Annotated in this window: 17 protein-coding genes; 8 read left to right on the top strand and 9 right to left on the bottom strand. The window is 57.9% G+C overall.

Annotation, left to right across the window (positions count from 1 at the left end; all coding sequences use genetic code 11):
* Positions 1 to 15 precede the first annotated feature (15 nt).
* The 3 genes from ACMG4N_RS08570 to ACMG4N_RS08560 are packed head-to-tail and all read right to left on the bottom strand — an operon-like array spanning position 16 to position 2,340.
* A complete protein-coding gene (locus ACMG4N_RS08570; protein WP_414431263.1) occupies positions 16 to 1,038 on the bottom strand; it encodes a class I SAM-dependent methyltransferase in 1,023 nt (340 codons plus the stop codon).
* Positions 1,035 to 1,808 carry a DUF1295 domain-containing protein gene (locus tag ACMG4N_RS08565; protein WP_297766566.1) on the bottom strand — a complete coding sequence of 258 codons (774 nt, stop codon included), beginning with the start codon at positions 1,806 to 1,808 and terminating at the stop codon, positions 1,035 to 1,037. The genes ACMG4N_RS08570 and ACMG4N_RS08565 overlap by 4 nt, the downstream gene beginning before the upstream one ends.
* Positions 1,801 to 2,340, bottom strand: a complete 540-nt coding sequence (locus ACMG4N_RS08560; RefSeq protein ID WP_414431262.1) for a DUF2878 domain-containing protein — start codon at positions 2,338 to 2,340, stop codon at positions 1,801 to 1,803. Before ACMG4N_RS08560 ends, ACMG4N_RS08565 begins: the two co-directional genes overlap by 8 nt.
* 98 nt (positions 2,341 to 2,438) lie before the next feature.
* On the opposite strand from ACMG4N_RS08560, the gene ACMG4N_RS08555 reads away from it, so the two are divergent.
* From ACMG4N_RS08555 to ACMG4N_RS08540, 4 genes are all read left to right on the top strand, one after another.
* Positions 2,439 to 2,987 carry a nuclear transport factor 2 family protein gene (locus tag ACMG4N_RS08555; protein WP_272974459.1) on the top strand — a complete coding sequence of 183 codons (549 nt, stop codon included), beginning with the start codon at positions 2,439 to 2,441 and terminating at the stop codon, positions 2,985 to 2,987.
* Positions 2,969 to 3,481 (top strand): chalcone isomerase family protein, encoded by a 513-nt coding sequence (locus ACMG4N_RS08550; RefSeq protein ID WP_272974460.1) that lies wholly within the window; start codon positions 2,969 to 2,971, stop codon positions 3,479 to 3,481. Before ACMG4N_RS08555 ends, ACMG4N_RS08550 begins: the two co-directional genes overlap by 19 nt.
* 84 nt (positions 3,482 to 3,565) lie before the next feature.
* The gene (locus tag ACMG4N_RS08545) at positions 3,566 to 4,363 is read left to right on the top strand and encodes a GGDEF domain-containing protein (protein WP_297766558.1); all 798 of its coding nucleotides are present in this window, start codon (positions 3,566 to 3,568) and stop codon (positions 4,361 to 4,363) included.
* 194 nt (positions 4,364 to 4,557) lie between these two features.
* Positions 4,558 to 5,715 carry an OmpA family protein gene (locus ACMG4N_RS08540; protein ID WP_414431259.1) on the top strand — a complete coding sequence of 386 codons (1,158 nt, stop codon included), beginning with the start codon at positions 4,558 to 4,560 and terminating at the stop codon, positions 5,713 to 5,715.
* 168 nt (positions 5,716 to 5,883) lie between these two features.
* Here the strand turns inward: ACMG4N_RS08540 and tadA are convergent, their stop codons facing one another.
* Positions 5,884 to 6,336 (bottom strand): tRNA adenosine(34) deaminase TadA, encoded by a 453-nt coding sequence (tadA, locus tag ACMG4N_RS08535; RefSeq protein ID WP_297766550.1) that lies wholly within the window; start codon positions 6,334 to 6,336, stop codon positions 5,884 to 5,886.
* A gap of 348 nt (positions 6,337 to 6,684) precedes the next feature.
* On the opposite strand from tadA, the gene purT reads away from it, so the two are divergent.
* On the top strand, positions 6,685 to 7,878 hold the full coding sequence (gene purT, locus ACMG4N_RS08530) for a formate-dependent phosphoribosylglycinamide formyltransferase (RefSeq protein ID WP_414431258.1): 1,194 nt from the start codon (positions 6,685 to 6,687) through the stop codon (positions 7,876 to 7,878).
* A gap of 13 nt (positions 7,879 to 7,891) precedes the next feature.
* Entirely contained in the window at positions 7,892 to 8,287 is a 396-nt protein-coding gene (locus ACMG4N_RS08525; RefSeq protein WP_035246668.1) for an NINE protein, read from the top strand.
* 35 nt (positions 8,288 to 8,322) lie between these two features.
* On the opposite strand, the gene ACMG4N_RS08520 is transcribed toward ACMG4N_RS08525, so the two are convergent.
* Both ACMG4N_RS08520 and ACMG4N_RS08515 read right to left on the bottom strand, forming a co-directional pair.
* The gene (locus ACMG4N_RS08520; RefSeq protein WP_414431256.1) at positions 8,323 to 8,757 is read right to left on the bottom strand and encodes a hypothetical protein; all 435 of its coding nucleotides are present in this window, start codon (positions 8,755 to 8,757) and stop codon (positions 8,323 to 8,325) included.
* A 12-nt stretch (positions 8,758 to 8,769) separates the two neighbouring features.
* Complete coding sequence (locus tag ACMG4N_RS08515; RefSeq protein WP_297766538.1) at positions 8,770 to 9,105, bottom strand: ArsR/SmtB family transcription factor; 336 nt, start codon at positions 9,103 to 9,105, stop codon at positions 8,770 to 8,772.
* 99 nt (positions 9,106 to 9,204) lie between these two features.
* Between ACMG4N_RS08515 and ACMG4N_RS08510 the strand changes: the two genes are divergently transcribed.
* Positions 9,205 to 10,458, top strand: a complete 1,254-nt coding sequence (locus tag ACMG4N_RS08510) for an NADH:flavin oxidoreductase/NADH oxidase family protein (protein ID WP_297766536.1) — start codon at positions 9,205 to 9,207, stop codon at positions 10,456 to 10,458.
* Positions 10,459 to 10,558: 100 nt separating this feature from the next.
* On the opposite strand, the gene ACMG4N_RS08505 is transcribed toward ACMG4N_RS08510, so the two are convergent.
* Positions 10,559 to 12,577, bottom strand: a complete 2,019-nt coding sequence (locus ACMG4N_RS08505; protein WP_297766534.1) for an NADPH-dependent 2,4-dienoyl-CoA reductase — start codon at positions 12,575 to 12,577, stop codon at positions 10,559 to 10,561.
* Positions 12,578 to 12,848: 271 nt separating this feature from the next.
* On the opposite strand from ACMG4N_RS08505, the gene ACMG4N_RS08500 reads away from it, so the two are divergent.
* Positions 12,849 to 13,451 carry a TetR/AcrR family transcriptional regulator gene (locus ACMG4N_RS08500; RefSeq protein ID WP_297766532.1) on the top strand — a complete coding sequence of 201 codons (603 nt, stop codon included), beginning with the start codon at positions 12,849 to 12,851 and terminating at the stop codon, positions 13,449 to 13,451.
* Between the two features lie 4 nt (positions 13,452 to 13,455).
* Here ACMG4N_RS08500 and ACMG4N_RS08495 read toward each other — a convergent pair whose 3' ends face one another.
* Both ACMG4N_RS08495 and ACMG4N_RS08490 read right to left on the bottom strand, forming a co-directional pair.
* Positions 13,456 to 14,463, bottom strand: a complete 1,008-nt coding sequence (locus ACMG4N_RS08495; RefSeq protein ID WP_414431252.1) for an alpha/beta fold hydrolase — start codon at positions 14,461 to 14,463, stop codon at positions 13,456 to 13,458.
* 159 nt (positions 14,464 to 14,622) lie between these two features.
* Entirely contained in the window at positions 14,623 to 15,909 is a 1,287-nt protein-coding gene (locus ACMG4N_RS08490; RefSeq protein WP_414431251.1) for an acetyl-CoA C-acetyltransferase, read from the bottom strand.
* Positions 15,910 to 15,958 lie beyond the last annotated feature (49 nt).

Here is a 15,958-nt window from a genome sequence, read left to right as displayed (position 1 = left end):
AGATGCTCAACGGTTTCAGCCGGCAGTATTCGCCGGACGGGAAAACAGATAATGGGCCACGAACCATTCTTCCCCGTCACGATAATCAAACAACTCCGCGCAGGCCATGAAAAACATGCGCCAGCGTTGCAGCCATACCTTGCCGTTGCCCTTGCCATAGACTTCATCCAGCAAGGGGATCAGCCGGGATTGCTTCTGGTCCGCCAGTTCCAGCCAGCCTTCCAGCGTCCGCGCGTAATGGGTTCCATTAACGGCCCAGCGCTGTTCTTCCTCCAGTTTGCCCGCACAGTGGGGCAACCAGTCATAGGAGGGCATCATGCCGCCGGTAAAGAAATACCGTGCCATCCAGTCGCTGCTGCCCTCGTCTTCAAACAGGTAGGTCAGATTGAGATGGCAAAACACATGAATGAACAGCTTCCCGCCCGGTTTCAACCAATCATGAATCCGTGACATCAGGGCACTGTGGTTGCGCATGTGCTCGAACATCTCCACGGAGACGACCCGGTCAAAGGGCTGATCAGGCTGAAACAACGACGCGTCTGCCGTTATCACTCGCACATTGGTGAGGCCCTTTTCCTTGGCCCGCCCCATGATGAAGGCTTTCTGGGATGCCGAGTTGGAAATGGCGGTAATACGGCTGCCCGGGTAGTGTTCTGCCATCCACAGGGTCAGTGACCCCCAGCCACACCCCATTTCCAGGATATCCTGGCCGTCTTCCAGTTCGGCACGCTCACAGGTCATCGCCAGCATGGCGCGCTCGGCCTCCGCCAGGTCGTTAACCCCGTCCGGCCAGTAGGCGCTGGAATACTTCAGATAGGGGCCGAGGACCTGTTCATAAAAACGCGAATCCACCTCGTAATGCTGCTCGTTGGCTTCATTCTGGCCCACTGCCACCGGGCCCTGCTTCAGCGCGCTTTCCAGGTCATCGCGATTGTGCTTCTGTCGCTCCTGTTCAAGCCGCTTTCCCAGCAAACGCCGGATACCGAAACGTACCAGGGCATCCGGCAACAGGCCGGACTCCGCCATTTGAATCATCATGATTTGGGTCTCCAGGGAAAGAACGCACTGGTAGTGCGCTGATAGTCTCGATAATCGTCGCCACGGGATTTCAGTGCCTGCTTTTCCGTATAAGGAATGCCGGTGACGAACCAGAGGAAAACGAACATGGCCAGCGGCAGACACCACAGCCAGGCCCCCTGACTGGCGCCAATGGCAATCAGCGGGTAGCTGCACCAGTGCAACCATTCAAAGAAATAATTGGGATGGCGGGAATAGCGCCACAACCCCTCACGGCAAGTGCGCCCGGCACTGTCGGGCTTGTGCTTGAAGCGCGACAACTGCCTGTCGGCCAGGCTCTCGCCGGCAATGGCCAGTACGCCAAGACAGGCGCCCAATACGACCGTAATGCCGTAACTGTGTTGCTGACTGCCAATCACCCAGAATGTGAGGGCAAAGCCCCATGCCAGCAGAGCCTGGCCCCAGTAGAAGAGCAGAAATACCGGCTGCGTTTTTTCCTGCAGGGCTTCGCGCATGGCCGCGTAGCGACCGTCTTCGTGGGACTCACTGGCCACCCGCCGAAAAATATGGCTGCCCAGGCGCACGGACCAGAGCAACAGCAATGCACCGGCCACCCAGCGCGGCAGGGAGTCGCCACTGCCCATCACCAGAAAAATCAGCCCGACCACACCCACTGACCAGGACCAGAACACATCCACCCAGCCCGCATTACGAGTCTGCAACTGCTGCAACCACAACACCGAGGCCACAATCAGCAGGGCGATGAGTAGCAAATAGTGAATCTCAGGCATGATGATGTTCCCTTTCACCGGTGAGTTGTGCTCCGTAGGCCAGCAGCGGCACCGCCAACGCCCAGACCACACCATAGGTCACTGCGATCGGCAGCCAGTCGAGCGGCGCGCTGGCCGCCCCCAGTCTGATGCCCATGGTGACGGAAAAGATACCACCTACGGCGCCAAAGGCGGCACCCAGCCAGGGCCTGCCACATAACCAGCGCAGGCTGTAGTGAAAGCTCACGGCAAATCCCAACCACAATGCCCAGATCCATCCCGGTGCCAGCCAGGGATGATCCCAGCTGGTATAAGCCAATAAACCGCTACTCAGCCAGATCGGCTCAAGCAAAAGACACAGCACAAGGCCCCATAGCAGCATGGACGTATTCTTGAACCAGCGGGGGTCAAACCACCACTGCCCTGCCAGCATCACTGCCAGCACAGCCCAGGACGGCCAGGACATGTCCCTGGCACCGCCAAACACAGCCGCCGCCCACAACAACTGGAAGCCGACAAAATTGATAATCAAAGGGGCGGGTAATCGTTTCATTCGCGAACAGTGCGCCACCACTCGTCAATGGCCTGTGAAATTCCTTCACAGGCGAATCACCCACCTGGGGGCACAGTTGACTGATGAAATCATTACTGATGACAAGCGTCCTCCTCGTGCCGCTGCTGCTAACAGGCTGCAGCACGGCACCACTTGGCCCCTATGGCTACACAGACCATTACCTTGAGCGCAGCAGTGATGCTACCCAGGATGCTGTGCTACCTGACGACGAGACCCTGTCCCGCTTTATCAGTTTCTACAATCCCCTGGACCGGGATCAGATTGCCGACAGCGTGGATAAGATCTACGCCGAGGACCTGTACTTCAATGACACCCTGGTCACTCTCCTCGAGCGTAATGCGCTTCAGGAGCATCTGCTGGCTACCGCCGACCGGTTGAGTCAGATGTCACTGCAGCCGGTGAATGTGATCCGCGACGATAACCAGGTTTATCTGGTCTGGGTGATGGAAGCACGCTTCTCCTTGCTGGGCAGAGAGCGCCTGTCGCGGACCATCGGCATCAGCCAGCTACGGTTCAACCGTAACGGACAGGTTTTCTTCCACCAGGATTTCTGGGACAGCAGCCAGGGCCTGGACCAACATCTGCCACTATTAGGACCGATGACACGATGGCTACGCGATCACTGACACGCCCTCTTCTGCTTTCACTGGCCTGCCTGCTGGGTAACACAGCCCACGCGAGCGACTGGCAGCTATGCCACCGCAGCGATGTAAAAGCATTGCGCTTTATCACCGTGGGAGAAGCCCGCCTGCTTCGTCAGGACTGTAATGTCGATGATCTGCTGGCAGCGCCAATGAGACTGGAATTCAGTTACCACCGTGAGGTTCCCGGCGATGCCTTTGCCAAGGCGGCCATGAACTTTCTGGAGAAAAACCTCAACGACAGCGATTTTGAGCAACTGAAACCGCGATTTGAACGTTTCAACAGCCATTACCGGGATATTGGCGATGGCGACACCTATGCCATGGTCTACCAGGATCAGCAGCTGCAGCTGATGCTCAATGACGAGCCCCTCACGGATGAACAGGGAGATCGTTTCGCCAAGGCCTACCTGCGAATCTGGTTCGGAGAGAGACCCTACTCAAACAACCTCAAGCAGGCCCTGCTGGGTAACCCCTGACTGTGCTTCCACTATTGCGCCTGGGCAGGGCAATCGGGATACTGATTAGATAAAAATCAATATCTTGTTTGGGGATATCACAGCATGTCCAAGCTGTTCCATGTGGTGGCCTCTTCTGCTAGGCAGACCAGTCGGCACGACCGTGCCTCCTCGCTGAAGGGCACCCTGCTGATTACGCTCAGTGCCGTGCTACTTTCTCTGGTGCTTACCAGCATCGCCATTCTTGTGGTTGGCGAAAGGGACTGGCTTTCCGCTCTGGTACTGGCCACTCTGCTACCGCTGCTGCTGCTGCCGCCCCCTCTCTACCTGGTAGGCAGCCGGTTGATGTCTCTGGATCGACAGAACCACCAGCTGCAACAGCTTGCCCGGGAAGACCATCTCACTGGTCTGTTTAACCGCCCTCACCTGCTCAGCATGCTGGAAAGAGAACTGGCGCTGAGTCAGAGACACAACTACACCGTGTCCATCCTGCTGCTCGAGATCAACGACTTCACCCAGTTGCTGGATGAGTACGGACGTCACACTGGCGAGAAGGCGCTGCGCCTGTTTGCCGACTGTATTCGTGAAAAAATTCGCGAAAGCGACCTGTTCGGGCGCTTCGACGGTGCCCAGTTCCTGCTGGTACTCCCGCACACCAGCTATGACGATGCCGCGCGCATGGGCGAAGGTCTGCGCGCTCTCACCGCCGGCATCAGGCTTACCAGCGAGCAACCTGAAGACATGCAACAGGAAAATGTCAAAATAAGCGCAAAAATCGGCGTTGCCAGTACAGAAAACAGTGGTCGCAGTATCAACCCGCTACTAAACGAAGCCGACTACGCGCTTTATCAAAACCGAAACGAAGGACGCGACCGTTCTGATCCGCCAAGAAACAACCTTTAAAGCTTACCCAAAAAATAGAAAGTAATGCTTTTACACTAGATAATTACAAAATAAAGACCTCCCGCTACCAAACAATTTCCATATTTGTAAATTTTTTTATTAATCTGTCATGTGAGGATTTACATGGGAGACAGGCTGCACAACACTGACCCCGTGTTTGTACTGCCTATTTGGACAAAACAAGGAAGGAGCTTATGAACGCTAAACATTTTTTGGCGGCTAGTATTGCTTGCGCATCCGTCACTGCGACCACTGCGGTCACTGCTGACGAAATCCCCGAGCGTTATTTCTACTTTGGTGGCCACATCAGTGAAAACTTTTTAGACCTGGGTGATCACATTAATGGTGACACCAGCGACAACTCTGTCACTTTGCCGGGTGCCCAGATGGGTTACCGCTTCAACCGTGACTGGTCTGTTCAGGGTTGGTGGGAGCGTAACAACTCCAACACTGCACTGCTCGGCGAGGCAGACATCAACATCGCTCACGGCACGCTGCGTAAGCACTTTGCCGGCAACTCCGCGTTCGAACCCTATGTGGGTATTGGTGCCGGTGAGTTCCGCACCGAGCCGACCAGCGACAGCTCCAATGATTTCAAGGAAACCATCGGTACTCTGGAAACCGGTTTCCAGACCATGCTGCACCCGCACTTCATGCTGGACGTGGGCGCTCGTCCCTACTACAGCTTCCGTACCGAACGTTGGGACGCTGAAGTCTATGCTGGCCTGAACTTCCTGATCGGTGCATCCGAGAAAGAAGAAGAACCCGCTCCGGTCGTTGAGAACGTGGTAACCGACAGCGACGGTGATGGCGTGCCTGATGATCGTGATCAGTGTGCCAACACTCCTGCAGGTGCCCAGGTTGATGCAACTGGCTGCGAACTGGACGACGACGGTGACGGCGTAGTTAACAGTGCCGACGAATGCCCGGACACCCCGGCTGGTGCACTGGTAGACGACAAAGGCTGTCAGCAGTATCTGGAAAAAGACGTTAAGGAAACCCTGTACGTTGAGTTCGGCCTGGACAAGGCTGAGGTCCGTCAGACTTCCTACCCCGAGCTGGAGCGTCTGGCTGAAGAGATGCGCAAGTATCCCTCTGCCAACCTGGTACTCGAAGGTCACACCGACAGCACTGGTGCAGCGAGCTACAACAAGTCGCTCTCCAAGAAGCGTGCTGATGCAGTGAAGAAAGTTCTGGTGGAAGAGTTCACCATCAGCACTGACCGCATCACCACTGAAGGCTACGGTGAAGAGAAGCCGATCGCCGACAACGGCACCAGTGAAGGCCGCGCGGAAAACCGTCGCGTAGAAGCCATCATGAAGGCCACTACCCAGGAAGCTCAGTACCAATAAGAGCCTTTCCTGAATAAAAAAGGGCCGGCATTTGCCGGCCCTTTTTTTATGCTCAAAAACTCTCAAGCCTGTCCGAAACCGTAGGGTGCACTGAGCCTAAGCGAACTGCACCACCCCGGCGTTTGAATGGTGCAGTTCGCCTGAGGCTCAGTGCACCCTACACACAGCTCACCCCTTGCGGCGAGCAGCAAAAAACGCCTTCAGCATGGCGGCACTCTCAGCCTCCATCACACCCCCCTCTACCAGCAATTTGTGGTTGTAAAAATCCACTTGCGGTAACTGCAACTGACTCTCGCAGACACCCGCACGGGGCTCTTTGGCCGCATAGACCAGGCGAGCAACACGGGCATGTACCAGCGCGCCGAAACACATGGTGCACGGCTCCAGGGTCACGTACAGCGTGCTTCCCGGTAAGCGGTAATTCTGCTCGGCATCGGCGGCGGCGCGTAATGCCACCACCTCGGCATGGGCGGTGGGGTCATGGCCGGTGATGGGTTGATTGAAGCCTTCTCCCAGTACCTGATCCTCGCGAACCAGCACCGCGCCCACTGGCACTTCACCTACCTCGGCGCCCTGCCGGGCCAACTCCAGTGCCCGCTGCATCCAAATGTCGTCGTTCATGGCTCTATCCTGATGGTCGCGCGGCAATGGTATGTCCCAGCAAGCCCTAGCCCGGATTTCTCACCCAAACGCTCCTCAATTCGGGTTTGGCACTACTATACAAGACAGAAAGCCATTTTAGAGTAGATTCCATTTGGTATCTCACGCTTGCCATGCATTAGACGAGCGCTAAAGCACCGCCAGCGCGCCCAGACAGCTTGAAAAGGCATCCAGCCTGTCGCTGCGCTGGCTGAACGCACTGGCGGCACTTTATCACTCGCCTACTACATGGCATTGGATGAAAAGTCCGGGCTAGCACCAACACCCCATTTCGTTACAATCATGCCATTAATCGCATTGAGAGCTGTTATGACATCCATCGGAACGCCTTTTACCGACAACGCCACCCGCGTCATGCTGCTGGGCAGCGGCGAATTGGGCCGGGAAGTGGCCATCGAACTGATCCGTTATGGCTGCGAAGTGATCGCCGTGGACCGCTATGATCACGCTCCTGCCATGCAGGTGGCCCAGCGTAGCCATGTCATCAACATGCTCGACGGTGCTGCCCTGCGCCAGTTGGTGGAACAGGAGAAGCCAACGCTGATCGTGCCGGAGATCGAAGCTATCGCCACCGACGAACTGGTACAACTGGAAAGCGAAGGCTTTACCGTAGTGCCCACTGCCCGGGCGGCAAAGCTGACCATGAATCGCGAAGGTATTCGCCGGCTGGCGGCAGAGGAATTATCCCTGCCCACCTCCCCCTACCGCTTTGCAGAAACCCTGGAAGACTACCAGCAGGCCGTTGCCGACATCGGCCTGCCCTGCGTGGTCAAACCGGTGATGAGTTCCTCCGGCAAGGGCCAGAGCACAGTGAAAACACAAACGGATATCCAGACCGCCTGGGACTACGCCCAATCCGGTGGCCGCGCCGGAGAGGGTCGGGTGATCGTGGAAGGCTTTGTGGATTTCGATTATGAAATCAACCTGCTAACCGTGCGCCACCGGGATGGCACCCGCTATGCCACCACTTACTGCGCACCCATCGGCCATCGCCAGGAAAACGGCGATTATCAGGAATCCTGGCAACCACAGCCCATGAGCGAAAAAGCACTGCAGGCCTCGAAAGAGGTCGCCGGTGCCATCACCGAAGCCCTGGGCGGCATGGGCATTTTTGGTGTAGAGCTGTTTATCAAGGGTGATCAGGTCTACTTCAGCGAAGTCTCTCCCCGCCCCCATGACACCGGGCTGGTGACCTTGCTGTCGCAAAACCTGTCAGAATTCGCGCTTCATGCCCGTGCTATTCTTGGTCTGCCGATTCCGTATATCGAACAACGCGGCCCCAGCGCGTCCTCGGTACTGTTGGTGCAAGGGGAATCCACAGAGATGCGTTACAGTGGGCTGGACAAGGCCCTGGCCCAACCGGAAACAGAAGTTCGCTTGTTCAGCAAACCGGAAGTCAAAGGCAGCCGCCGCCTGGGTGTTGCCCTGGCGCGGGGAGAATCCATCCAGGAAGCGCGTGACAAGGCCAATGCCGCCAGTGCGGCTCTGAAAGTCGACCTTTAAGGGGATAAGAAAAATGCAAAATCAGGACACGCACAGCAAGGTGATCGGCTATCTGCTGTGGATTTTCGGTTTCATGGGCGCCCATCGCTTTTACTATGGTCGCCAGATCACCGGCACTATCTGGTTCTTTACCCTGGGCCTGTTTTTCATCGGCTGGATCATCGATCTGTTCCTGATCCCGGGGATGGATGATGCGGCGGACGAACGCTACGAACCCGGTAGCATCGACTACAACATCGGCTGGGTTCTGCTCACCTTCCTGGGCATCTTCGGCATCCACCGTTTCTACATGGGTAAGGTGATCACCGGCATCATCTATCTGCTTACCGCCGGGCTGTTCGGGCTGGGCATTCTCTACGATTTCTGGACCTTGAACGGCCAGATCACCGAAAAGAACCGCCTGGCCTGAGCCCGGCATACGCCGCGCCCATCACGGGCGTGGCGTCAACGCATCACAAACCCCGCAAACAACACCGCGAAGCCACCTACCTCGGCCACGATCAACGACACCATGAATGTGGACATGGCCAACTCCGGCACACTGCCGCCGCCCAGCCGGTGGGGCCGTTGCAACTGGTTACGGGTGTCCTGCAGAAAACCGTGGAGAATATAACTGCCAATGGCCAGGCCGAAGAACAGCAGGCTCGCCAGAACGGCCAACGTATTGATCCAGTCGTCCCAGACGCTAAGTAACGCAAACCGCTCCAGCACCAGACAGGCAAAGGCGTACATCAGGCTGGCCCGGTGCGCCACATCCACGTAGTAATGGGCACGCCCCTTTTCACTGGTAGCCACCTGCGAGTACTTCCACACCCCGGTCAGCAGGCCGGTCAGAAAGTAAATCCCACAGCCCCACAACGCCCACTGGTCTGCTGTCATTCTGCTCTCTCCTTATAATTCGAAAAAATGCGCCAGGGTAGCCAGCATTTGCGGTTGGGCATGGCAATAACGCCGCCGCCCTTCCCGCTCCACCCGGATCAGCCCGGCCTCCACCAGTTCACGCACATGGTGGGATACCGTGGGGGCACCGATATTGAGACGCTGCATGAAGTCCCCGAAGGCACAACCCGCCGGCACTTTCGCCAGATCCGCATGACCATGGGCCCGGCAATGCTCCAGAATCACCTGGTAGATTCGCAAGCGGTTAGGATTGGACAGGGCCCGAAAGGCCGCTGCCAACTGCTCCGCCGAGCTCTCCGATATGTCTTTCCGTGCCAAAACCGGCACCTCCCCACAAAACAGTTTGACGGGTATAAAACTAACTTATAGTTTGACCATCATCAAACTATATAGCTGCTGACCTGCACAGGTCGCTGGAGGACAATCGTGAGCCACGCGGACACTCTCGGGCAATCACTGGCCCTGCCCTGCGGAATAACGCTGAAGAATCGCTTCGCCAAATCTGCCATGAGCGAAGCGCTGGGCACCATCGATAATCATGTCACCCCGGCGCTGGAGCGGCTCTACGGTCGCTGGGCCCAGGGCGGCACCGGGCTGCTGATTACCGGCAACATCATGGTCGACCGCAACCACACCGGCGAGCCCCGTAATGTGGTACTGGAAGATGAACGCGATATGACCCTGCTGAAACGCTGGGCCGACGCCGGTAAAAGCCAGGGCAACGATATCTGGGTACAACTCAACCACCCGGGCAAACAGATCCCGCGCATGCTGGCCAGCGGTGACACCCTGGCGCCCTCCGCCGTCCCCTTCGGCAAGGAACTCAAAAGCGCCTTCAAGACGCCGCGTGCGCTCAGCGAAGACGAAATCTTCGACATCATCCGCCGTTTCGCTACCAGCTCCGCGCTGGCGAAGAAGGCCGGCTTCACCGGCGTGCAGATTCATGGCGCCCATGGCTACCTGGTCAGCCAGTTCCTGTCCGGCCACCATAACCGTCGCACTGACAAATGGGGCGGCTCCCTGGAAAACCGCATGCGTTTCCCGCTGGAAATCTATCGCGCCATCCGCGACGCCGTTGGCCCGGATTACCCGGTAAGCATCAAACTCAACTCTGCAGATTTCCAGCGTGGCGGTTTCACCGAAGAAGAATCCATGACCGTGGCGGAAACGCTGGCCAATGAAGGCCTGGATCTACTGGAGATTTCCGGGGGTAACTACGAAAACCCGGCCATGGCCGGCGCCAGGGGCGTACGCGAAAGCACGGTTAAACGGGAAGCCTATTTCCTGGATTACGCCCAGGCGATTCGCAAGCGGGTCTCCACGCCACTGATGGTCACCGGCGGCTTCCGCTCCGCCCAGGCCATGGCGCAGGCCGTGGAAAGCGGTGCCACCGACCTGGTCGGCATTGCCCGCCCCCTGGCCGTGGAACCGGATCTGGCCAACCGCATTCTCGCCGGCCAGGAAGGGGTCATCAGCCGGGTCACACCGCGCAAGACCGGCATCAAGATGATCGACGAAATGGCCATGATGGAAGTCTCCTGGTTTTCCCGGCAGCTGCATCGCATGGGCAAGGGGCAGGACCCGAAACCGGATGAGAGCGTCCTGCTGTCGTTGTTCAAGGTGATCACCGAGATGGGGATTGGCAGCTTCAAGACCCGGCGGTTGCGGGCAAACAGCTGAGAAGCAATTAATAGTTAACAGTGAATAGTTAATAGCGAAAAACAAAAAAAGCCCTTGCCGAGATTTGCCGGCAAGGGCTTTTTTGTAGAAGCGGCATTCCTTAAAGGGCGGCGGCTACCTCGGCGCCCTGGCGGATTGCACGTTTGGCGTCTAGCTCTGCGGCCAGGTCGGCGCCACCGATCAGGTGGAAGTTTTTCGCTTCTTCCTGATACAGCTCGCGCAGGGATTCCTGACCGGCACAGATCACCACGTGATCCACATCCAGCACCCGGCTTTCCTCGCCGATCTTGATATGCAGGCCGGCGTCATCGATTTTCTCGTAGCTGCAGCCTTTCAGCATGTCCACGTTGCGCGATTTCAGGGTGGCGCGGTGTACCCAGCCGGAGGTCTTGCCCAGGTCCTTGCCCAGCGGGGTCGGCTTGCGTTGCAGCAGCGTGATCTGCCGGGCGGGCTTTTCCACCTCCGGCTCCACCAGGCCACCGGGTGCATCGCTATCCATGTCCACGCCCCATTCCTTCATCCACTCCGGCAAAGGTTGCTCGCCGTCACGGGGGTGTTCAGCCAGGAATTCAGACACATCAAAACCGATACCGCCGGCACCGATTACCGCCACTTTTTCACCTACCTGGGCCTTGCCACGCAGTACATCCACATAGGACAGCACCTTGGGGTGATCAATGCCGGGAATACCCGGCGTGCGCGGCAGCACACCCGTAGCGATAACGATTTCATCAAAACCCTGGGCCTGCAGGTCTGCCACTGCCACCCGGGTATTGAGTTTCAGCGTCACGCCGGTGTTTTCGATACGCTTGTTGAAATAACGAATAGTGTTGTGGAATTCTTCCTTGCCCGGCACCACCTTGGCCATGTTGAACTGGCCACCGATCTCGCCGGCCTGATCAAACAGGGTCACATCGTGGCCCCGCTCTGCCGCCACAGTGGCACAGGACAGGCCCGCCGGGCCGGCGCCGACCACCGCCACCTTCTTCGGCTTGGCAGTGCGCAGATAAAGCAGTTCGGTTTCGTGACAGGCACGGGGATTAACCAGACAGGACGCCCGCTTGAGCTGGAAGGTGTGATCCAGACAGGCCTGGTTACAGGCGATGCAGGTGTTGATCTCGTCGGCCTTGCCCTGCTCGGTCTTTTTCACGAAGTCCGGGTCCGCCAGCAACTGACGGGCCATGGACACGGCATCCGCCTGACCGCTCTTGAGAATCTCTTCTGCTACATCCGGATCGTTGATGCGGTTGGAGGCCACCACCGGAATGGATACCACCTCTTTGACCTGACGGGTGGCTTCGGCAAAGGCTGCCCTGGGGACAGAGGTCACGATGGTAGGCACACGGGCCTCGTGCCAACCGATACCCGAATTCAGCAGGCTGCTACCGGCCGCTTCCAGGGCCTTGGCCAATTCCAGCACTTCTTCACGGGTGGAGCCTTCTGGCACCAGATCGATCACCGACATGCGAAACATGATGATGAAATCGTCGCCACAACGCTTGCGGGTTTCGCGAACGATTTCCACCGGAAAGCGACGACGGTTCTCGGCATTGCCGCCGTATTTGTCCTTTCGCTTGTTGGTACGCGGCGCGGTGAACTGGTTAATCAGATAACCTTCGGAACCCATGATTTCCACACCGTCATAGCCGGCTTTCTTGGCCAGGTAAGCGGTGTGGGCAAAATCCTTTACCGTCTGCTCCACTTCCTTGGTGGACATGGCCTTGGGCTTGAACGGGTTGATCGGGCTCTTGATCGCCGAGGCGGAACGGGAGAACGGGTGGTAGCTATAGCGGCCAGCATGAAGCACCTGCAGGGCAATCTTGCCCCCTTCCCGGTGCACCGCATCGGTGACCTTGCGGTGATTCATCACATCAAAGCGGCTGTTGAACAGCCCGGAAAACGGGTAGAACCACCCTTTCTTGTTCGGGTTGAAGCCACCGGTAACGATCAAGCCAACACCACCACGGGCACGCTCGGCAAAGTAAGCCGCGAGCTTGGGAAATTGCCAGAAACGGTCTTCCAGACCGGTGTGCATGGACCCCATGATCACCCGGTTCTTGAGCTGGGTATGGCCCAGATCCAGGGGGGAAAGCAGGTTGGAATAGCGGTCGGCTGTCATGGTGTGTGCTCCGTATCGTCACCAGAGATGGCTACGCGTTAATTATCTGGACGGCGTCAAGTTAATGGCTTATTTTGACACTGTCAAGATTATTGCTGAAACTACCCTGGCAAGTTACAAGTTGAAAGTGTCAACGCGGCATCTGTGTGGCAATAATCTGCACCACCCTTCCCGCGCCCAAACCAGCTTGTTCGCGTAACCGGCGGCTCGTCTGCTGCCTGCTTTGCAGCGCGTTGTAACTTGCCACTTTCAACTTGCAACTGGATTTACCATGTCACGACCCGCGCGCTATCACCACGGTGACCTGCATTCCACCCTGCTCCGGGAGGCCAACCGGCTGCTGGACGAAGACGGGATTGACGGCCTGTCCCTGCGCAAGCTGGCGGAACGGGCCGGCGTCTCTCGTACCGCACCCTACCACCATTTCCGTGACAAGAATGTCCTGCTCTGCGCCCTGGCGACCCAGGCGTTCAGCCAACTGGATGAAATGATCGGGCGGCAATTACAGGGGGAAGGTTCGAAAGAACGGATTCAGCACTTTGTCCGCGAGTATCTTCGCTTTGCCACCGAGCACCCGGAACAGTACGAGCTGATGTTCGGGCGCACCATCTGGAAAAGTGGGGAACCCACCGAGGAACTGAAGGCGGTGGCCTACCGCAGCTTCCGTAACTATGCCGAACGGCTGGGGAGCCAGCTGCAGGGCCGACTTCCTGCCGATACTGATCCCCTGCGTGTGGCTCAGGCCAGTTGGGCCACCGTCCATGGCCTGTGCCGCCTGCTGATCGATGGTATCTACGTGAACCGGGAAGACATAGAGGCCGTCAGCGAACAGTCAGTAGCGCTGATCATGGCCGCCCTGGCCCCTTCAACATGATCGGCTAACGACTTTGTTGCAGAAATGTCCGTAGCGCCGCCATATAGCGATCAAAGGCTTCGAACTGGGGTACATGGCCAATACCCTCCAGTTCCACCAGGGTGGCATCGGGTATGCGCTGCACGGTTTTCTGGCCCAGCTGGTCGTAGCGGCCCAGAGTCTCACGAATTTCCTCGGGAGCCCGGTTTCGTCCCAGGGCAGTACGATCACGGGTACCTATAACAAGCAGCGTGGGCACCGTAAGGCGGTCAAAATCCTGCACCACTGGTTGGCTGAAAATCATCTCGTAGTGCAACGCCGAATTCCAGGCAATACGGGGGTAATCCGGGCCACGCATCCAGCCCTGTTGCAGGGTCAGCAGCGGGTCATAGGCCTCCTTCCACTGACCATCAAAATAGCTGGCGGTCATATAGGCTTTGACCGTCTCCGGGGTCTTGTTCAACTCCCCCTGATACCAGGCCTCCACGGACTGCCACGGCACCTGCTTGTGCTGCCAGTCTTCCAGGCCGATGGGATTGACCAGCACCAGTGAGCGAGTGCGCTCAGGAAACATCAAGGCGAAGCGGGTGGCCAGCATGCCACCCATGGAGTGCCCCACTACAGTGACATCATCCACCTTCAGGCTATCCAGCAACCGTCGGGTCTGATCTGCCAGCATCTGAAAGGAATACTGTAGATGGTCCGGCTTGGAGGACTTGCCGAAACCGATCTGGTCCGGCACCACCACGCGGTAGCCATCGGCCAGCAATTCGGTGATGGTTCGCTCCCAGTAGGCGCCGGAAAAATTCTTGCCGTGTAACAACAGAACCGTCTGCCCGTTACTCTGTTTCGGCGCCACATCCATGTAGGCCATGTCCAGCGATTGGCGTTGTGCATCAATGGCCAGAACCTGTACCGGAAACGGGTACTCATACTGCTCAAGGCGGGCATCCAGAGCCAACTCATCGGCCCATAGCGACCCTGACAACGTAATGCTCAGCGCACCGATCAACCACACAAACAATCGCTTCATCCCTTCTCTCCCGCATAGTGTTCACAGTATGTGAACTTGGGAGGGGCAAGGAGTTCCTGGCACCCTGCTACTCAGCACGGACCACTCACGCCCATTGCCGGCAATGAACAGGCATAAAAAAACCGGCCCGAAGGCCGGTTTTCTAGGTCATGCCAGCGATTACTTCTCGAGAATCGCTACCACGCCCTGGCCGCCAGCAGCACACACAGAGATCAGTGCACGGCCGGAGCCTTTTTCGTTCAGCAGCTTGGCGGCGTTGGCGATGATACGGCCACCGGTGGCAGCGAACGGGTGACCGGCTGCCAGAGAGGAGCCCTTCACGTTCAACTTGCTGCGATCGATGCTGCCCAGCGCTTTCTTGCGGCCCAGTTTTTCCTTGCAGAAGGTCTCGTCTTCCCAGGCTTTCAGGGTAGACAGTACCTGGGACGCGAAGGCTTCGTGGATTTCGTAGAAATCGAAGTCCTGCAGGGTCAGGTCCAGCTTGTCCAGCATGCTCGGTACGGCGTAGGCCGGTGCCATCAGCAGGCCTTCTTTCTTGCCGATGAAGTCCACGGCAGCAGCTTCGCCGATGGTCAGGTAGGCCAGTACCGGCAGGCCACGCTCTTTGGCCCACTCTTCGGTGGCCAGCAGTACCGTGGAGGCACCGTCGGTCAGCGGGGTGGAGTTGGCCGGGGTCATGGTGCCGTCCGGGCCGCCGAAGCAAGGCTTCAGGGTAGCCAGTTTTTCCAGGGTGGAATCACCGCGCATGTTGTTGTCGCGTTCCAGACCCTTGAAAGGAGTGATCAGGTCATCCTGCCAGCCATCTTCATAGGACTTGGCCAGGTTCTGGTGGGATTTCCATGCCAGCTCGTCCTGGTCTTCGCGGGCAATGCCCCACTCTTTGGCGGTCAGCGCCTGGTGCTCACCCATGGACAGGCCGGTGCGCGGCTCGCCGTTCTTGGGGATGTCGGGCATCAGGGATTTCGGGTTGAGCAGCTTCAGGCCCAGCTTGGCGCGCTCGCCGTTGGTCTTGGCACGGTTGAGAGCCATGAAGACCTTGCGGGCGTCTTCGTTCACACCCAGAGGCGCGTCAGAGGTGGTGTCGACACCGCCAGCGATAGCGCAATCGATTTGCCCCAGGGCGATCTTGTTGGCCACCAGGATGGCCGCTTCCAGGCCGGTACCGCAGGCTTGCTGCAGGTCATAGGCCGGGGTTTCCGGAGCCAGCTTGGAACCCAGTACGGATTCACGCACCAGGTTGAAGTCGCGGGCGTGCTTCATCACAGCACCGGCAGCCACTTCGTCGATTTTCTCGCCGTGCAGCTTGAAACGATCCACCAGACCGTCGATGGCAGCAGTCAGCATGTCCTGGTTGCTGGTATCGATATAAGCGGAGTTGGAACGGGCAAACGGGATACGGTTACCGCCGATAATGGCAACCTTACGTACGGCTTTACCTGCCAGCATAGTCATGTCCTCTAAAGATGGCGGTGAGCAACGACAGCGTGAAAACGCT

The sequence above is a fragment of the Alcanivorax sp. IL2 genome, from assembly GCF_047495475.1.
In the GTDB taxonomy this organism is placed as follows: domain Bacteria; phylum Pseudomonadota; class Gammaproteobacteria; order Pseudomonadales; family Alcanivoracaceae; genus Alcanivorax.
The sequence above is the reverse complement of the archived record's forward strand: the minus strand, read 5'-3'. Positions and strand labels throughout refer to the sequence as shown.